General features: G+C 60.4%; 13 protein-coding genes. 11 read left to right on the top strand and 2 right to left on the bottom strand.

Going from position 1 to position 17,145, the window contains the following annotated elements; translation table 11 throughout:
* Positions 1–58: 58 nt before the first annotated feature.
* Positions 59–1,408, bottom strand: coding sequence for a dicarboxylate/amino acid:cation symporter (locus tag KI617_RS06155; RefSeq protein WP_226451134.1), 1,350 nt, complete (start codon positions 1,406–1,408; stop codon positions 59–61).
* A gap of 152 nt (positions 1,409–1,560) precedes the next feature.
* Between KI617_RS06155 and KI617_RS06150 the strand changes: the two genes are divergently transcribed.
* The 6 genes from KI617_RS06150 to KI617_RS06125 all read left to right on the top strand — a co-directional run bounded on the left by KI617_RS06150 (position 1,561) and on the right by KI617_RS06125 (position 7,998).
* Positions 1,561–3,549 (top strand): PAS domain S-box protein, encoded by a 1,989-nt coding sequence (locus KI617_RS06150; RefSeq protein ID WP_226451133.1) that lies wholly within the window; start codon positions 1,561–1,563, stop codon positions 3,547–3,549.
* Positions 3,546–4,148, top strand: coding sequence for a response regulator transcription factor (locus KI617_RS06145; RefSeq protein WP_226451132.1), 603 nt, complete (start codon positions 3,546–3,548; stop codon positions 4,146–4,148). The genes KI617_RS06150 and KI617_RS06145 overlap by 4 nt, the downstream gene beginning before the upstream one ends.
* Before the next feature lie 96 nt (positions 4,149–4,244).
* Positions 4,245–4,571, top strand: a complete 327-nt coding sequence (gene trxA, locus KI617_RS06140) for a thioredoxin TrxA (protein WP_117608276.1) — start codon at positions 4,245–4,247, stop codon at positions 4,569–4,571.
* A 157-nt stretch (positions 4,572–4,728) separates the two neighbouring features.
* Entirely contained in the window at positions 4,729–5,988 is a 1,260-nt protein-coding gene (rho, locus tag KI617_RS06135; RefSeq protein ID WP_153131263.1) for a transcription termination factor Rho, read from the top strand.
* Between the two features lie 99 nt (positions 5,989–6,087).
* A complete protein-coding gene (gene rpmE / locus KI617_RS06130; protein WP_226451131.1) occupies positions 6,088–6,315 on the top strand; it encodes a 50S ribosomal protein L31 in 228 nt (75 codons plus the stop codon).
* Between the two features lie 60 nt (positions 6,316–6,375).
* Entirely contained in the window at positions 6,376–7,998 is a 1,623-nt protein-coding gene (locus KI617_RS06125) for an ArnT family glycosyltransferase (RefSeq protein WP_226451130.1), read from the top strand.
* A gap of 45 nt (positions 7,999–8,043) precedes the next feature.
* On the opposite strand, the gene orn is transcribed toward KI617_RS06125, so the two are convergent.
* Positions 8,044–8,598 carry an oligoribonuclease gene (gene orn / locus KI617_RS06120; RefSeq protein ID WP_226451129.1) on the bottom strand — a complete coding sequence of 185 codons (555 nt, stop codon included), beginning with the start codon at positions 8,596–8,598 and terminating at the stop codon, positions 8,044–8,046.
* Between the two features lie 28 nt (positions 8,599–8,626).
* Here orn and KI617_RS06115 point away from each other — a divergent pair, with 28 nt between their 5' ends.
* From KI617_RS06115 to KI617_RS06095, 5 genes are all read left to right on the top strand, one after another.
* Positions 8,627–9,904: a M48 family metallopeptidase gene (locus KI617_RS06115; protein ID WP_404826813.1), complete on the top strand. Its 1,278-nt coding sequence runs from the start codon at positions 8,627–8,629 to the stop codon at positions 9,902–9,904.
* Positions 9,901–10,212: a cytochrome c gene (locus KI617_RS06110; protein ID WP_226451128.1), complete on the top strand. Its 312-nt coding sequence runs from the start codon at positions 9,901–9,903 to the stop codon at positions 10,210–10,212. The genes KI617_RS06115 and KI617_RS06110 overlap by 4 nt, the downstream gene beginning before the upstream one ends.
* Positions 10,209–11,078: a ribosome small subunit-dependent GTPase A gene (gene rsgA / locus KI617_RS06105; RefSeq protein WP_226451127.1), complete on the top strand. Its 870-nt coding sequence runs from the start codon at positions 10,209–10,211 to the stop codon at positions 11,076–11,078. The genes KI617_RS06110 and rsgA overlap by 4 nt, the downstream gene beginning before the upstream one ends.
* A 107-nt stretch (positions 11,079–11,185) precedes the next feature.
* Entirely contained in the window at positions 11,186–12,271 is a 1,086-nt protein-coding gene (locus KI617_RS06100) for an HD-GYP domain-containing protein (RefSeq protein ID WP_226451126.1), read from the top strand.
* A 185-nt stretch (positions 12,272–12,456) separates the two neighbouring features.
* Positions 12,457–17,139, top strand: a complete 4,683-nt coding sequence (locus tag KI617_RS06095; protein ID WP_226451125.1) for a PAS domain-containing protein — start codon at positions 12,457–12,459, stop codon at positions 17,137–17,139.
* Positions 17,140–17,145: the final 6 nt, after the last annotated feature.

Here is a 17,145-nt window from a genome sequence, read left to right as displayed (position 1 = left end):
ATAGACAATAAAAAACCGCCGGGCTAGCCGGCGGTTTGATTTATTCGGATATTGTCGATTAGTGGTGTTCGACAATCGGGCGCGGAACGTGAGGAATGATCACATCCGGCGCATCGTCCAGCACCAGTTCCGGATTATCCGCTTCATCAGTTGTTTCGTTGTTGAGCACCGCATTCATCCGTTCAACATCAAGCGCCTTGCACCACTTGGCAACCACCAGCGTCGCCACGCTATTGCCGATGAAGTTGGTCAGCGCCCGGGCTTCCGACATGAAACGATCGATACCGAGAATCAGCGCCAAGCCAGCGACCGGCACAGTGCCCACGGCAGACAGCGTTGCCGCCAGCACGATGAAACCGCTACCTGTCACACCTGCCGCCCCCTTGGAAGTCAGCAGCAAAATGACCAGCAAGGTGATCTGTTGCGACAGATCCATCGGCGTGTTGGTCGCCTGGGCAATGAACACGGCAGCCATGGTCAGGTAAATCGAGGTGCCGTCCAGATTGAAGGAGTAACCGGTCGGCACGACCAGACCAACGACTGACTTCTGGGCACCGGCGTTCTCCATCTTGGCCATCAGACGGGGCAGCGCAGACTCCGACGAGGAAGTACCCAGCACCAGGAACAGTTCTTCCTTGATGTACTTGATCAGTTTGAAGATCGAGAAACCATGCGCTGCCGCAATGGAGCCCAACACCCCGACGATAAAGATCACACAGGTCAGGTAGAAGGCGCCCATCAGGCTGGCCAACTGGGCCAGGCTGCCGACGCCGTGTTTGCCAATGGTGTAGGCCATGGCACCGAAAGCGCCGATCGGGGCGACTTTCATGATCACGCCGACAATGCCGAACAGCACGTGCGACAGCTTTTCGATCAGATCGAAGACCGGCTTGCCACGCTCACCAAAGGCGTGCATCGCATAACCGAACAGGATCGAGAAGAACAGCACCTGCAGCATGTCGCCCTTGGCAAAGGCATCGACGACGCTGGTCGGGATGATGTTCAACAGAAAATCGACCGTCGATTGCATCTTGCCCGGTTCGGCGTACTTGGCGATGCCCTTGGTATCGAGCGTCGATACATCGACATTCATGCCGACACCTGGCGCCCAGACATTAACGACAATCAGGCCGATGATCAGTGCAATGGTGCTCACCACCTCGAAATAAAGCACCGCCAGGCCGCCAGTCTTGCCGACTTTCTTCATGTCTTCCATGCCGGCAATGCCGACGACGATGGTACAGAAGATGATCGGGGCGATGATCATCTTGATCAGCTTGATGAAACCATCACCCAGCGGCTTCATTGCCGCGCCGGTTTCCGGATAGAAATGCCCCAGCGAGACACCGATGGCAATCGCAACCAGCACCTGAAAATAAAGACTCTTGAATACCGCTTTCTTGGCCATGGAATACACACTCCTAAGATGGCTTCATCCGGAAAACCCCGGAAAACGGTGCGCAGTATCCAGAATTCAACCGCAGCAAACCATTGTGGTTATCCGAATTGTGGAAAACCACAATCGCCCGGCCGGAAATAACGTGGTGTACCATTTTCAGCATGAAACCGCTCTTCCTCACCCCCCCCGGCAGTTCGCGCCGGCTTGGCTGGCTGCTCGCCTTGCCCAAGCTGGGCATCGTCCTGCTGCTGGCCGCCCTGCTTGCACTCATCTGGTTGCTCCACCGCAACGAAGTCGAAGAAGAGCGCGCCGCGCTGATCAAGGATGTCCTGTGGCTTGAGCAGAATCTGCGCTTTCACCTGAACAGCAACGAAGAACAGGTTCAGCAACTGGCCCTGGAAATGGCCAATCTCCCCGACCGCCAGAAAATGTTCCGGCTGCGTGCCGAACACATGCTCAAGAACGCGCCGGAAATCGCCCAGATTCTCTGGCTCGACCACAATCGTCAGGTCGTCGACGCCCTGCCCTCCACCACCCAGCCGGATAGCGAAATCGAATCATTCGGCCCACCCGTCACCGCCCAGGCCTTTGACGTAACCAGTCGACTCGGCAAGCTTCATTACAGCGAACCTTTCTTCCTCGAAGGCAATCGGGCCTTTGTCGAAATGCTCGTTCCGATTTATGGTGACGCGCGCGACATGAGCGGCATGCTGGCCGTGGTTTACCCGCTCGAAGCCCTGCTCGACAACCAGGTTCCGTGGTGGTTTACCGAAAAATACAAGGTCGAAATCGTTGATAACAACGATCTTCAATACGCCACCAAAACGCACATCGAAGGGAAAAGCGACCAGCGCTACGAAATCCCTTTCGACCCGCCGGGATCTGGTTTATTGCTGCGCATCACCAGCTACCACACCCCGGACAACTCAATGCAGCGCCTGCTGGTTGCCGCAATTTTCCTGCTCGCCACCGGTGTTTTCTGGAGCCTGTGGCTGGTTCGCGACCTGATGAAGAAACGCAGCCGCGCCGAAGAGGCACTACGGGCCGAGCACGCCTTCCGTGCCGCCATGGAGGACTCGCTGACTGTCGGCATGCGAGCCCGGGACCTGGTCGGCAAGGTCATTTATGTCAACCCGGCCTTCTGTCGAATGACCGGTTTCAGTGCCAGCGAACTGGTCGGCAGTTCGCCGCCCATGCCTTACTGGGCACCAGAGGAACTGGAGGAGTCGTACGCCAGGCATCAAACGGTGCTGGCCGGCGAGGCCCCCTCTGACGGCTTCGAAATCACCTTCATGCGCAAGAATGGCGAGCGCTTCCAGGCACTGGTTTACGAGGCAAAACTGATTGACGGCAACGGCAAGCACACTGGCTGGATGGCCTCGGTACTCGACATCACCGAACGCAAGCGGGCCGAAGAACTGGCGCGCCAGCAGCAGGAACAACTGCAATTCACCTCGCGGCTGGTGACGATGGGGGAAATGGCATCAACACTGGCCCACGAACTGAATCAGCCGCTGGCCGCCATCGCCAGCTACAACACGGGCTGCCTGAATTTACTGAATGGGGGCAAGGCCAATCCCGATGAAATCCTGCCTGCGCTGGAAAAGATTGGCCTGCAGGCCCAGCGGGCCGGCAAGATCATCCGTCGGGTGCACGATTTTGTCCGCAAGAGCGAACCCAAGCGCGCGCCCTGCCTGATTGGCGAAATCATCGAAGACTGCCTGGGTTTCGTCGAAGCCGAGGCCCGCAAACGTCACGTCAGAATTGAATGCGACACACCACCCTTGCTATCTGTCCAGGCCGACCGGCTGATGCTCGAACAGGTGCTGCTCAACCTGATCCGCAACGGCATGGAAGCCATGACCAGCACCGGCGAGGCTCACCGCCTGCTCCGCATCGCCGTCGAGGTCAGCAGCAACGAACTGCGCATAAGTGTCAGCGACCAGGGTTGCGGCATTGCCCCGGAGATTCGCGACAAGCTATTTACCGCTTTCTTCACCACCAAGCCAGAGGGGATGGGAATCGGCTTGTCGATCTGCCGCTCGATCATCGAATTCCATCGCGGCAGATTATGGGCCGAGGACAACCCCCGCTCATCGACCGGAAGCGGTACGATATTCTGCTTCACCCTACCCTTGGAAACCGCATGAGTACGCCACAAGCCTATCTGGTCGACGACGACGAAGCGATTCGTGACGCCCTGTCCTGGCTACTCAAATCGCGCGGCCTGGCCAGTACCACCTTCGACTCGGCAGAAAGCTTTCTCGCTGCGTGGAGCGGGGAGATGAGTGGTTGCATCGTTCTCGACATGCGCATGTCCGGCATGAGCGGACTGGATTGTTTCGATCGACTGCACGAATGTGAATCAACCCTGCCGGTCATTTTCCTGACCGGCCACGGCGACGTCCCGCTGGCCGTCGCCACGCTGAAAAAAGGCGCTTTCGATTTTTTCGAAAAACCATTCAACGACAATGCCCTGGTCACCCGCATCGAGGAAGCCATGGCGCTCGATGCCCGCCAGCGTGCCGCGAATGCCACGGTAGACTCGGTCAAAGCCCGGCTTTCCTGCCTGACCACCCGCGAAAGGCAGATCATGGAACTGGTGCTGGCCGGCAAGTTCAACAAGGTCATTGCTGACGAACTGAATATCAGCATGCGCACCGTCGAGGTGCATCGCGCCAATCTCTTCGACAAGATGCAGGTCAAAACCGCCGTCGAGTTGGCCAATCTACTGAAAACCGGTGGCTGATGCTTCCCTAAGCCTGCATTTTTCGCTAGCATCACGCCAACTTTCCAGCCGCCTGTCCGGCGCAATTTATCCGATACACATTCCCATGAGGCAACCATGAGCGAGCACATCCATTACGTCACCGACGACACTTTTGAAGCCGAAGTGCTGCAGTCGCAGCAACCGGTTCTCGTCGACTACTGGGCCGAATGGTGCGGTCCGTGCAAGATGATTGCACCGATCCTCGACGAAGTCGCCAATGAATACGCCGGCAAGCTGAAGGTCGCCAAGGTCAATATCGATGACAACCAGGCCACCCCTGCCAAATACGGCATCCGCGGCATTCCTACCCTGATGATCTTCAAGAACGGCAACATCGAAGCCACCAAGGTTGGCGCGCTGTCCAAGTCCCAACTCGCTGCTTTTATTGACAGCAATCTGTAATCTCCGTAGTCTCCCGGCCTGAAGGTGCGTTCTGCGCCTTCAGGCAGACGCGACAGGCAACCGTCCGGCGTCATTCTCCTCCCCCCAAGATCTCCGCATCTGCGCCCTGGCCACCGGGCAATCGCCCGTTCTGCATCCGGCGCCACACACTCCCCACATGCAACTTTCCGAACTAAAGACACTACACGTCAGCAAACTGCTGGACATGGCCACCGAACTGGTCATCGAAAACGCCAACCGCATGCGCAAGATGGAGTTGATTTACGCCATCCTGAAGGCCAAGGCAAAAAATGGCGACACCATCTACGGTGACGGCACACTGGAAGTCCTGCCGGATGGCTTCGGCTTCCTCCGCTCCTCCGATACGTCCTACCTGGCCAATCCGGACGACATCTACGTTTCCCCGTCGCAAATCCGCCGTTTCAACCTGCGCACCGGCGACACGGTCGAAGGTGAAATCCGCACGCCGAAAGACGGCGAGCGGTACGTTGCGCTGACCAAACTGGACCGCATCAACGGCTTCTCGCCGGAAGCCAACAAGAACAAGATCATGTTCGAGAACCTGACGCCGCTGCACCCGACGCGTCACCTGAAACTCGAGCGCGAAATCAAGTCCGAAGAAAACATCACCAGCCGCGTCATCGACATGATTGCCCCGATCGGCTGCGGCCAGCGCGGCCTGCTCGTCGCCCCGCCAAAGACCGGCAAGACAGTGATGCTGCAGAACATCGCCCACGCCATCACCGCCAACCACCCAGATGTCGTGCTGATCGTGCTGCTGATCGACGAGCGTCCGGAAGAAGTCACCGAAATGACCCGCACCGTCAAAGGAGAGGTTGTCGCCTCGACCTTCGACGAACCGGCCTCGCGCCACGTCGCAGTCGCCGAAATGGTCATCGAGAAGGCCAAGCGCCTGGTCGAGCACAAGAAGGATGTCGTCATCCTGCTCGACTCGATCACCCGCCTCGCCCGCGCCTACAACACCGTTCAACCGGCCTCCGGCAAGGTACTGACCGGCGGCGTTGACGCCAACGCCCTGCAGAAGCCGAAGCGCTTCTTCGGTGCCGCGCGCAACATCGAGGAAGGCGGCTCGCTGACCATCCTCGCCACCGCGCTGATCGATACCGGCTCGCGGATGGACGAAGTGATCTACGAAGAATTCAAGGGTACCGGCAACTCCGAAATCCACCTCGACCGTCGCATGGCCGAGAAGCGGATGTACCCGGCGGTCAACGTCAATCGTTCCGGCACCCGTCGCGAAGAATTGCTGCTCAAGCCCGACGTCCTGCAAAAAATGTGGGTTCTGCGCAAGCTCTGCTACCCAATGGATGACCTCGAAGCCATGGAATTCCTACTCGACAAGGTCAAATCGACCAAGGGCAACCAGGAGTTTTTTGACGCCATGCGCCGCGGCTAAGCCACTGCAAAACCTGTTGCAAGCGCGTGATTTTTCGAAGATAATCACGGGCTTCCCAGATCGGCCAAATCCGCCGGTCGCTAGATTAAAGGACAAAAGATGAAAGCCGATATCCACCCGAACTACAAAGAAATCCAGGTTAATTGCTCTTGTGGCAATACCTTCACGACCAAGTCGACCATGAGCAAGGATGCCTTCCACGTTGAAGTCTGCTCCGCCTGCCACCCGTTCTACACCGGCAAGCAGAAGATTGTCGACACGGCTGGTCGCGTCGAGAAGTTCAACCAGAAGTTCGGCGCCATGCGCGGCAAGTCTGCTGCTGCCTGATCTGTCCGAAATGCGTTATAAAAGGCAGCCGACTGGCTGCCTTTTTCATTTCTGGCCAACATGTCTGAATTGACCAACCTGCTCCGTCGCGGTATCCGCCTGCCTCCGGCCGGCTGGATGCTCGCCGCCATGCTTGCCTTCTATGTGCTAGCCGGCCTGTTCGGTCGCGACCCGTGGAAGGGCGAGGACGCCATCCACATCGGTGCGGCTTGGCACATGCTGAACTTTAGCGATTGGCTGTCTCCGGACCTGGCCAGCCGACCGTTCCACGAACCACCGCTTTACTACTGGAGCGCAGCGCTGACCGGCAAGATGTTCGGCTGGCTGCTGCCCTTGCACGAGGCCATGCGTCTCGCCAGCGGGGTCTGGGTCACCCTGGCCTTGATGGGGCTGTACTACGCCAGCCGCGAACTTTACGGCGAGGACTCGGCTGCAGCGAGCCCAATGTTGCTGGCCGGCTGCGCCGGTCTGCTCTTCCATGCCCACGATGCACAGCCGATGCTGATTGCGCTTGCTGCCTACAGCGGTGCGCTGGGTGGCCTGGCCGCCATCGGGCGCAAGCCGCGGTTGACGGGCATCTACTACGGCCTGGCTGTGGCCGGCTGCCTGCTCGGCACGGGCATTGCCCCAACCCTGCCCTTGCTGGCCATTGCTCCGGTTGCCTGGTGGTTATCACCGGACCGCCCCAAGGCCTTGCACACGCTGCTCATCGGTCTTGGCATCGCCACGCTGCTGATTCTGCCGTGGCCGCTGTTGCTGCTCGCTCTGGAGCCCGCCCGCTTTCATGGCTGGCTGGCGACCGAACTGGCCCCGTTGAAAACACCGTTCTCTTTCGGCGGTGGTGGCCGATTCCTGGCCATGTTGCCCTGGTTTGCCTTCCCAGCCATGCCGCTGGCGGCCTGGACCTTGTGGATTCGGCGCAAAGAACTGAAAACCCCGTCGCTGATGCTGCCGCTGGCCTTCCTGCTGATCACCCTGCTGATGCTGGCCTGGGCATTCCGCCCCCGGGAAATTCCGGCCCTGTTGCTATTGCCGGCACTGGCCCTGCTCGCCACGCCTGGCACACTGGCCTTGCGCCGCGGGGCAGCCAATGCCTTCGACTGGTTTGCGATGTCGACCTTCAGCTTGTTTGTCGCCATCGTCTGGCTGGCCTGGTCGGCCATGGCCCTCGGCTGGCCGTCAAAACTTGCCGAACGGGCACTGATCCTGCGCCCCGGCTTCGTCGGCCATCTCAGCGTACTCGCCCTGATCATCGGCATTGTCGCGACCGCGTGGTGGATCTGGCTGATCGTCACCGCACCGCGCTCACCGTATCGCAGCCTGACGCACTGGACCCTCGGCTTCACCACCCTGTGGCTGCTGGCAACGACGCTGATCCTGCCGTGGTTCGACTATGGCAAGACCTACCGGCCAGTCGCCCAGGCAATCGCCCAAGCCCTTCCTGCTGATCACGGCTGCCTGGCGGAACGCGGGTTGAGCGAAACCCAGCTGGCGTCGATGTCCTATTTTGTCGGCATCGAGCCGGTCGCCGAAGACTCCAAGGCCGGGCAGGCTTGCAACTGGCTCCTGGTGGTCGGCGATACGCGCCGCGAACTGGCGGCCCCGGACAAGCAGTGGAGCAAGGTCTGGGAAGGCAACCGCCCTGGCGACCGCAAGGAAAAATTCCGTCTCTTCCGGCGCTGAACGCGTTGTAACCCATTCGGGCTACAACGCAGCAAGGCTTGAATCTTAAGCCGCAGGCTTGATCAGGAAGTGTTCGCGGTAGTACTTCAGTTCGTCGATGGACTCGTAGATATCGGCCATCGCCGTGTGCTTGCTCTTCTTCTTGAAGCCCTTGTAAACCTCTGGCTGCCAGCGCTTGCACAGCTCTTTCAGCGTGCTGACATCGAGATTGCGGTAATGGAAGAAGGCTTCCAGCGTCGGCATGTAACGGGCCATGAAACGGCGGTCCTGGCCGATCGAATTGCCGCACATCGGCGAGTGTCCGGCCAGCGAATATTTCTTCAGGAATTCCAGTGCGTCGGCTTCGACCGCCGCTTCATTCGTCGTCGATGCCTTGACCTTGTCGATCAGGCCGGAACGACCATGGGTTTTCTGGTTCCAATCATCCATGCCAGCCAGGATTTCATCCGACTGATGAACGACCCAGGAGGGAGACTCGGCAACCATTTCCAGTTCCGAATTGGTGACGACCATCGCCATTTCGATGATGCGGTCGCCATCCGGGTTCAAGCCCGTCATTTCCATGTCCAGCCAGACGAGGTTGTTTGCGTTGCCTGCCATATAATTGCCCGATTCCTTTAAAACCGTGATTTTCGCACAGCTTTCATCGACCTTCGTGACCGAAACCTTCAAGCTTTTCTTTCTTGTCTTCTTTGCCCTGACGCTTGCTGCCCGCTTGTGGTTGAAGCTGCGGCACATCCGTTTCGTTGCCGCCCATCGCGAAATGCCGCCGGCCGACTTTGCCGAGCGCATCACGCTAGCGGCCCACCAAAAGGCCGCCGATTACACCGTGGACCGCAGCAAGGTCGCGCTGCTCAGCACGCTGATCGAAGCCACTCTGTTGCTGACACTGACCCTTGGTGGCGGGCTGGCCGGCCTGCACGAATTCTGGGCGCCCCGCGTCGATGGTCTGGGCTATGGCCTGGCGATGATCTTCAGTCTGATGTTCATTTCCGGACTGATTGATCTGCCACTGTCGCTCTACAGCCAGTTCGTCATCGAAGCCCGCCACGGATTCAATCGAATGACGCTCGGCCTGTTCATCACCGACCTGATCAAGCAGACGCTGCTTGGCCTCGCCATCGGCGCCCCGGTGATTCTCGCCGTACTCTGGCTGATGGGCGCGATGGGCCAATACTGGTGGCTCTATGTCTGGCTGTTCTGGAGCGCCTTCAATCTGCTGATCATGTTCGTCTATCCGACCTGGATAGCCCCGCTGTTCAACAAGTTTTCACCCCTCGAAGACGGGGAAATGAAAGCCCGCATCGAAGCCCTGCTGCTCCGCTGCGGCTTCCGCTCCTCCGGCCTGTTCGTCATGGACGGCTCGAAGCGCTCCAGTCACGGTAACGCGTACTTCACTGGGTTCGGCAACAACAAGCGCATCGTCTTCTTCGACACCCTGCTCTCCCGCCTTCAGCCACCGGAAATCGAAGCCGTGCTGGCCCACGAACTCGGGCACTTCCGCAAGAAACATGTGGTCAAGCGCATGGTCGTCATGTTTGCCGCCTCACTCGGCTTTCTCTGGCTGCTCGGTCAACTGATCGACGCCCCGTGGTTTTATGCCGGCCTCGGCGTCACGGCGCAAAACACCGCCCTGGCGCTGATCCTCTTTTTCCTGGTCATGCCGGTCTTCACCTTCCCGTTCACCCCGCTGATGAGTCATTTTTCGCGCCAGCACGAATTCGAAGCCGATGCCTATGCAGCCGAACACGCCGAGGCCAGCGATCTCATCCGCGCCCTGACCAAGCTCTATCAGGACAACGCTTCAACGCTGACGCCCGACCCGCTACACTCGCTGTTCTACGATTCCCATCCGCCGGCAGCCCAGCGCATCGCCCATCTGCAACTTCAGGAGAAAGCCGCATGAAACCGATAGCCGTGCTTCTCGCCAGTTCTCTGATGGCGCTGCCTGCCTTTGCCGAGCCGTGGGGCAATGCCGACCCCAAGGCTGGCAAGGAACACCATGAAAAAGCCTGTGTTGCTTGCCACGTCAGGCTTTACGGCGGCGATGGCAGCAAGATGTATACCCGCGACGGTCGCCTGCTGATGACCAAGCTCGATGTCCTGCAACGGGTTGCCACCTGCAATTCGCAAGTCAGGGCCGGCTGGTTTCCGGAAGAGGAAGCCGAGGTTGCGGCCTACCTGAACCAACAGTATTACCACTTCAAAGAATGATCGAAGGCCGCGTCATTGCCGCCCACGGCCGCCAGTACGTTGTCGAACTGGCTGATGGCAGCCTGTTGCCCTGCTTCCCGCGCGGCAAGAAAAGCGATGTGGCCTGCGGTGACCGCGTCGACATCAAGCGCACCTCGGACGACCAGGGGGTCATCGAAGCGATCCAGCCGCGCACCAGCCTGCTCTATCGGTCCAATGAAATCCGCCAGAAGCTGATCGCCGCCAATGTTGACCAGATCATCATCGTGGTCGCTACCGAACCGGCCTTCTCGGACGAACTGATCACCCGCGCCCTGGTCGCCGCTGAAAGTGAAGAAATCGAGCCGCTGATCGTCCTCAACAAGTGCGATCTGGCGGACAAACTGCCCGCCGCCCGCGAGCGACTGGCTCCCCTGGTCGCCCTCGGCTACCGCGTCCTCGAACTTTCCGCCCTTGACCACGCCGAAGACCTGCGCCCCTACCTGGCTGACCGCACCAGCGTTCTCGTTGGCCAGTCGGGGATGGGCAAGTCCACGCTGGTCAATGCGCTGATTCCGGAAGCCAGGGCCGCGACCCGCGAGATTTCCCAGGCGCTCGACTCCGGCAAGCACACGACGACCCACGCCGAGCTTTACCATCTCGACGCCAGCAGCCATCTGGTCGACTCGCCCGGCCTGCAGGAATTCGGCCTTGGCCATCTCGACCGCCAGGAAATCGAATTCGCTTTCCGCGAATTCCGCGATTATCTCGGCCAGTGCCGCTTCCGCGACTGTCGACATGACCGCGAACCGGACTGCGCCTTGATCGCCGCGCTCAGTACCGGAAAGATCGACAAGACACGTTTTGCCACCTACCACCGCATTGTCGGAACGCAACGGTCTAGCTGAACCCACCGGCGCTCAATCGTCACTCCGCTTCACAAAGATAGCAATATCCCCCTCAAAAGGTGATAATTCTGGCAAAGTCGCAAATGTTGCGCGACCGGAGAAAATGAATGGGCGCCCGCCAGCCGACCATATTGATTGTCGATGACACCCCCGAGAACCTCAGCGTTCTGGGTGAGCTATTGCAGCCCACCTATCGCGTTCGGGCGGCCAACTCGGGACGGCGCGCCTTGCAGATTGCGCTGGGCACCCCGACCCCCGACCTGATCCTGCTCGATGTGATGATGCCGGAAATGGACGGCTACGACGTTCTCGCCGAGTTGCAGGCCTCCAGCACCACCCGAGGCATACCCGTCATTTTCGTCACGGCAATGGACGGCACGGAAGACGAAGAACGCGGCCTCGACCATGGCGCCGTGGACTACATCACCAAGCCGATCCGCCCCAGCATCGTGCTGGCCCGGGTGCGCACCCAGCTTGAACTGAAGCAGGCCCGCGACATCCTCAGCGATCAGAACAGCTTCCTCGAAGCCGAAGTCATCCGCCGCATGGGCGAAAACCAGCTGATCCAGGAAGTCAGCATTCACGCCCTGGCCCGCCTCGCCGAAACCCGTGACCCGGAGACCGGCAAGCACCTCCGGCGCACCCAGGAATACGTGCTGACACTGGCCCGCGCCCTGCGCGAGCACCCCCGTTTTGCCCACTATCTCGATGAGCGGACGATCAACGCGCTCGCCCAGTCGGCACCCTTGCACGATATCGGCAAGGTCGGCATCCCCGATCACATTCTGCTCAAGCCCGGCAAACTGACGCCGGAAGAGTGGGAAATCATGAAGACCCACGCTGTGCTCGGCAGCAACGCCATCGCCCAGGCGGAGGCCGATGCCGAAAAGCCGGTCGAGTTTCTCGCCATCGCCAAGCTGATCGCCCGCTCGCACCATGAAAAATGGGATGGCAGCGGCTACCCTGACCAGCTGGCCGGCGACGACATCCCGATTGCCGCCCGCCTGATGGCACTGGCCGACGTCTTCGATGCCCTGACCTGCAAGCGGGTGTACAAACCCGCCTTTTCCTTCGATGACGCCTACCGCATCATCGTTGACGGCAGCGGCAAGCACTTTGACCCTGATGTGGCCGATGCCTTCATCCGGGAATACGAGACCTTCATCACCATCGCCAAGACCTACGCTGAATAGGCCATGGACCCCACCCGGCAGGCCAGGCAACACACCGAGGAAACTGCCCCGCCTCGATTCAGGCCCGCCGACTGGCTGTTTTCAGCCCCGGGATGCCACGCTGGCAAAGCGTATCGCCCCCTTGAAGCCGTAAACCCCTAAAAAACACTCAGCCATCTGCCATGGCCAACACCGACCACACACACATGCGCACAATCCCGTCCTCCACCCTTGGCGACATCATGACCCGCGAGGTACGCAGCCTGCCGCCGCAAGCGACGCTGGAGGATGCCGCCAGGCTGATGGCCACCGAGCACATTTCCAGCCTGCTGGTGATCTCCGATGGGCAGGCGCTGGGCATCGTCACCGAAAGCAACATTCTCCGCGCCCTGCATGCCCGCCACCCGCGGCAGACACGTCTCGACGCGATCATGTCGCAGCCGCTGATCACCGCCCCCAGCGATCTTGACCTGATCAGCGCCCGACGCCTGGTCGAAGAGCGCAACATCCGGCACCTGGTGGTCGAAAACGCCGGCGGCAAGGTCGTCGGCATCGTCAGCGACACCGATTTCCGCATGCATCTGGGCACGGCAGCCTTTCGCCATCTGCGCACGCTGGAAGGCATCATGGATCGCCATATCCCGAAACTTCCGCCGGATGCACTGCTTGATCAGGCCATTGCCTGCATGGTCGAAAATGCGGCTGACTACCTGATTGTCAGCAACGATGACAAGCCGCTGGGCATCCTGACCGAACGGGACATCCCGCGCCTGCTCGACAAGTACCTCATCCCGCACGAAGTCCGCCTCGATGAGACGATGAGTTCCCCCCTGCGCAGCGTCCATGTCGAGACATCGGTCACCGGCGCCCTGGAAGCGATGAACCGCTTCCGCCTGCGGCACATGGTCGTCCTCGACGACAACGGACAAATTCTCGGGGTCGTCAGCCAGCGCCGTCTATTCGAACAACTGGCCCTGGAACGACTGGAAAGCGCGCTGCATCAGGTGCAACAGGAGCGCGACCGTCTCCGTCTGGAAGCCCACCTCCAGTTAGCCCTCGACGTCGGCAATGCCGGCAGCTGGGAATACCGGCACGATATCGACCGTTACATCGTCAGCGATGGCATCCTGACCTTGCTCGGCTGTACTCGGGACAACACGCCAAGGACACTGAACGACTGGCTGGCGCGTATCCACCCGGAAGACCGGCATCTGCTGGTAACCGCCAGCGGCGATGCCGACAGCAAGGCGCCATCGCAGGTCGCCGAATACCGTATCCAGCACCAGGACGGGCATTGGCTATGGGTAGAAAGCCGCAGTTGCGTCACCGAGCGGAATGCCGATGGCAGCCCCCGGCTGACCGATGGCGTCCTCAACGACATCACCGAACGCGAACTGACCCGGCAGCAGATTAACCGCCAGAACCGGGCGCTCCGCATGATGAGCGGTGTCGCTCAGGTTCTCGTCCGCTATACCGATGAACGGGAGATGCTGGCCGAAATCTGCACCGTCGCCGTCGAAGTCGGTGGCTACCTGATGGCCTGGGTTGGAGAAGCAAGGCATGACGAGCATAAAAGCATCGTGCCAACCGCCGAGTCCGGTTTCATCGGGGACTACCTGGATCGGCTGAACATCAGCTGGGCTGACTCGCCCAACGGCCAGGGCCCGACCGGTCGCGCCCTGCGCACCGGCGTGCCGAGCATCGTTCGCGACACAGAAACAGATCCTGCATTCGCCCCCTGGCGAGAAGCGGCAAAAACCCTCGGCTTTCGCTCGTCAATCGCCCTCCCGCTCCGGGTGGACGGAAAGATCGTCGGCGTTCTCAGCCTCTACTCAAGCCGCATCGATCCCTTTGATGATGACGAGATCGCCCTGCTCTGCAATCTGGCCGGGGAGCTCGGCCTGGGCATCGGCATGCAGCGCTCCCGGCAGACGCTGGCGCGCAGCGAGGAAATGCTGCTCCAGGCCCAGCGGCTGGCCAGGATCGGGCACTTTACCTTCGATGCGGCCACCGACACCCTGAGTGGCTCGCCAACGCACAACGAACTACTCGGCATCGAAGCCGGCCTGTCGATCAACACCGAGACCTGGCTGGCGCTGATCCACCCCGATGACCGCCAGCGCATGACCGACTATTCGCGCGATCACGTTTTCCGTGGCCGGCAGCCTTTCGATACCGAATACCGCGTCATCCGCCGCAACGATGGCGAAGTCCGCTGGCTGCACGGCGCCGGGCAGATCGAAATTGCCGCCAACGGCCGGGTCGCCCGCCTCTTCGGCACCAGCCAGGACGTCACTGAGCGCAAGCATTTCGAACGACGCCTGAGCCGGAACGAAGCGGCGCTGAAGGAAGCCCAGGCTATCGCCCATCTGGGCAGCTGGACGCTGGACATACTGACCGACAAGCTGACCTGGAGCGATGAGGTCTACCAGATATTCGGCCTATCCAAGGATCACCCGCTGAAACTGGTCGACTTTCTCGCGCTCATTCACCCGGATGACCGCGAACGGGTCCAGGCCGACTGGAATGCCGCACTTCGGGGCCAGCCCTACGACAGCGAACACCGGATCAGCATCGGCCAGCAAGTACGCTGGGTGCGCGAGCGGGCTCATATCCGCAGCAACGATGAAGGCGTGGCAGCCTTCGCGGTCGGCACGGTCCAGGACGTTACCGAGCGCCGCGAGGCCGAAGAACAGTTGCGCAAGCTGTCGCTGGCCATCGAGCAAAGTCCGCACAGCATCGTCATCACCAACGTGGCGGCCAAGATCGAGTACGTCAACGAAGCTTTTGTCCGCAACACCGGCTACACGCGCAGCGAGGCCATCGGCTGCAACCCGAGCGTGCTGCACTCCGGAAGGACCCCCAGCGATTCCTACGACGATCTTTGGCAAACCCTGGGACGCGGCGAGGTATGGCGGGGCGAGTTTCTCAACCGGCGCAAGGATGGCTCGATCTACGAGGAATTCGCCATCATCTCGCCGGTACGCCAGCCCGACGGGCGAATCACCCACTACCTCGCGATCAAGGAAGACGTCACGGAGAAAAAGCGTATCCAGTCCGAACTGGCGACCTACCGCCAGCATCTGGAAAAACTTGTCAGCGAACGCACCCTGGAACTGCATCAGGCCAAGGATGAGGCCGAATCAGCCAGCCGGGCAAAAACGGCCTTCCTGGCCAACATGAGCCACGAAATCCGGACCCCGATGAATGCCATCATCGGCCTCACCCATCTGGCCCAGCGCAGCACCAGCGAGCCGGCGCAGCAAAAGCGCCTGGCCAAGGTGACCGATGCCGCCCATCACCTGATGTCGATCATCAACGACGTACTCGATATTTCGAAAATCGAAGCCGACAAACTGCTGCTCGAAAATACCGAATTTTCCCTGGCCCAGCTCTGTTCCACCGCCTGCGAACTGGTCGCCCAGCGCGCCGAGGCCAAGCACCTGCCGGTCACCTGCGTGCTCGACCCGGCCTTGCCGCCGGCGCTGTCCGGTGACCCGCTGCGGGTCCAGCAGATATTGCTCAATTTCCTGTCGAATGCGATCAAATTCACCGAGCGCGGCAAAATTGAAGTTCGCGCCCAACTGCTTCAACAAACCGGCACAGACGTCCTGATCCGCTGCGAAGTCAGCGATACCGGCATCGGTGTCGCACCGGAGGAACAAGGAAGGCTCTTCCTGCCCTTCGAACAGGGCGACACCTCGACCACCCGTCGTTACGGCGGCACCGGGCTGGGGCTGGCGATCAGCCGGCGTCTGGCCGAAGCGATGCAGGGCGAGATCGGGTTCACCAGCCAGCCCGGGCAAGGCAGCACCTTCTGGTTCACCGCCCGGCTAGCCGTCGGCACTAGCGAAACCCCGGCCGATACCGGCAAGCCTGCGTCGACGACACATCAGCTTGGGGCGCATATCCTGCTGGCCGAAGACAACGCGATCAATGCCGAAGTCGCCACCGACTTGCTGCACGGTGCCGGTCTCAAGGTCGATCTGGCCAATAACGGCGCCGAAGCCCTGAGCCTGGCTCGCCGGCAACATTACGACCTGATCCTGATGGACATGCAAATGCCGGTCATGGATGGTCTGGAAGCCACCCGCCAGATTCGCACCCTGCCCGGCTGGGGCAAGATTCCCATCCTGGCGATGACGGCCAATGCCTTCGACGAAGACCGGGACACCTGTCTCGCCGCCGGCATGAACGACCACGTCGCCAAGCCGGTCGCTCCCGATGTGCTTTTTGCCGCCCTCGCCCGCTGGCTACCGCCCCAGGCAAGCATCCAGCCCGCCTCGGCCAGCCCTCGGGAAAGCATCGATGTGCTGGCCCACATCAGCGGTCTGGACAGCCGTTTTGGCCTGCAGGCCGTGCGTGGCCGCATGGAGAGCTACCTCCGCCTGCTCGGCAAGTTCTCCGAAAACCACCTCGGAGACTTTGCACGGATTCGCGAGAATCTGGCCACTGGCAACCACGATGAGGCGCGCCGCCTGGCCCACTCGCTGAAAGGCGTCTCCGCCACGCTGGGCGCGGTGCACATCCACAAGACGGCCATGGTCCTTGAAATAGCCATCAAGGAAGAGTGCCCGATCGAGCACATCGAACCATTGATCGAGCAGACGGAAGAGGCTTATCTATCGCTGCACCAGCAACTCGCCGTGCTCAAGGCCAGCGAACAGCCGGGCGCCAAAGTTGGTGATGCTTCAGCCACCGCCGCCTTGATCGAGCATGTCCGGCGCGAATTACAGCAGGGAGAAATCAGTGTCCAGGAACTGGTTCGTCTGGAAGCCAAGACCTTGCAACAGGTGCTTGGGCCGGCTTACCCGGAGTTCGAAGGACTGGTTTCATCGTTCGACTTCGAGGATGCGCTGCTATTCCTCGATCAATATCGGGCCCGGTAAAAATCC

Source organism: Ferribacterium limneticum, from assembly GCF_020510625.1.
GTDB lineage: Bacteria > Pseudomonadota > Gammaproteobacteria > Burkholderiales > Rhodocyclaceae > Azonexus > Azonexus limneticus_A.
This window is presented reverse-complemented; position numbering and strand designations above follow the sequence as displayed.

Coding starts and splice junctions, on each gene's coding strand:
- rpmE (WP_226451131.1), top strand. CDS start 6,088: ATGAAAGCCGATATCCACCCGAACTACAAAGAAATCCAGGTTAATTGC.
- orn (WP_226451129.1), bottom strand. CDS start 8,598: ATGGCAGGCAACGCAAACAACCTCGTCTGGCTGGACATGGAAATGACG.
- KI617_RS06110 (WP_226451128.1), top strand. CDS start 9,901: ATGAAACCGATAGCCGTGCTTCTCGCCAGTTCTCTGATGGCGCTGCCT.
- KI617_RS06145 (WP_226451132.1), top strand. CDS start 3,546: ATGAGTACGCCACAAGCCTATCTGGTCGACGACGACGAAGCGATTCGT.
- rho (WP_153131263.1), top strand. CDS start 4,729: ATGCAACTTTCCGAACTAAAGACACTACACGTCAGCAAACTGCTGGAC.
- KI617_RS06155 (WP_226451134.1), bottom strand. CDS start 1,408: ATGGCCAAGAAAGCGGTATTCAAGAGTCTTTATTTTCAGGTGCTGGTT.
- KI617_RS06100 (WP_226451126.1), top strand. CDS start 11,186: ATGGGCGCCCGCCAGCCGACCATATTGATTGTCGATGACACCCCCGAG.
- rsgA (WP_226451127.1), top strand. CDS start 10,209: ATGATCGAAGGCCGCGTCATTGCCGCCCACGGCCGCCAGTACGTTGTC.
- KI617_RS06150 (WP_226451133.1), top strand. CDS start 1,561: ATGAAACCGCTCTTCCTCACCCCCCCCGGCAGTTCGCGCCGGCTTGGC.
- trxA (WP_117608276.1), top strand. CDS start 4,245: ATGAGCGAGCACATCCATTACGTCACCGACGACACTTTTGAAGCCGAA.
- KI617_RS06095 (WP_226451125.1), top strand. CDS start 12,457: ATGCGCACAATCCCGTCCTCCACCCTTGGCGACATCATGACCCGCGAG.
- KI617_RS06125 (WP_226451130.1), top strand. CDS start 6,376: ATGTCTGAATTGACCAACCTGCTCCGTCGCGGTATCCGCCTGCCTCCG.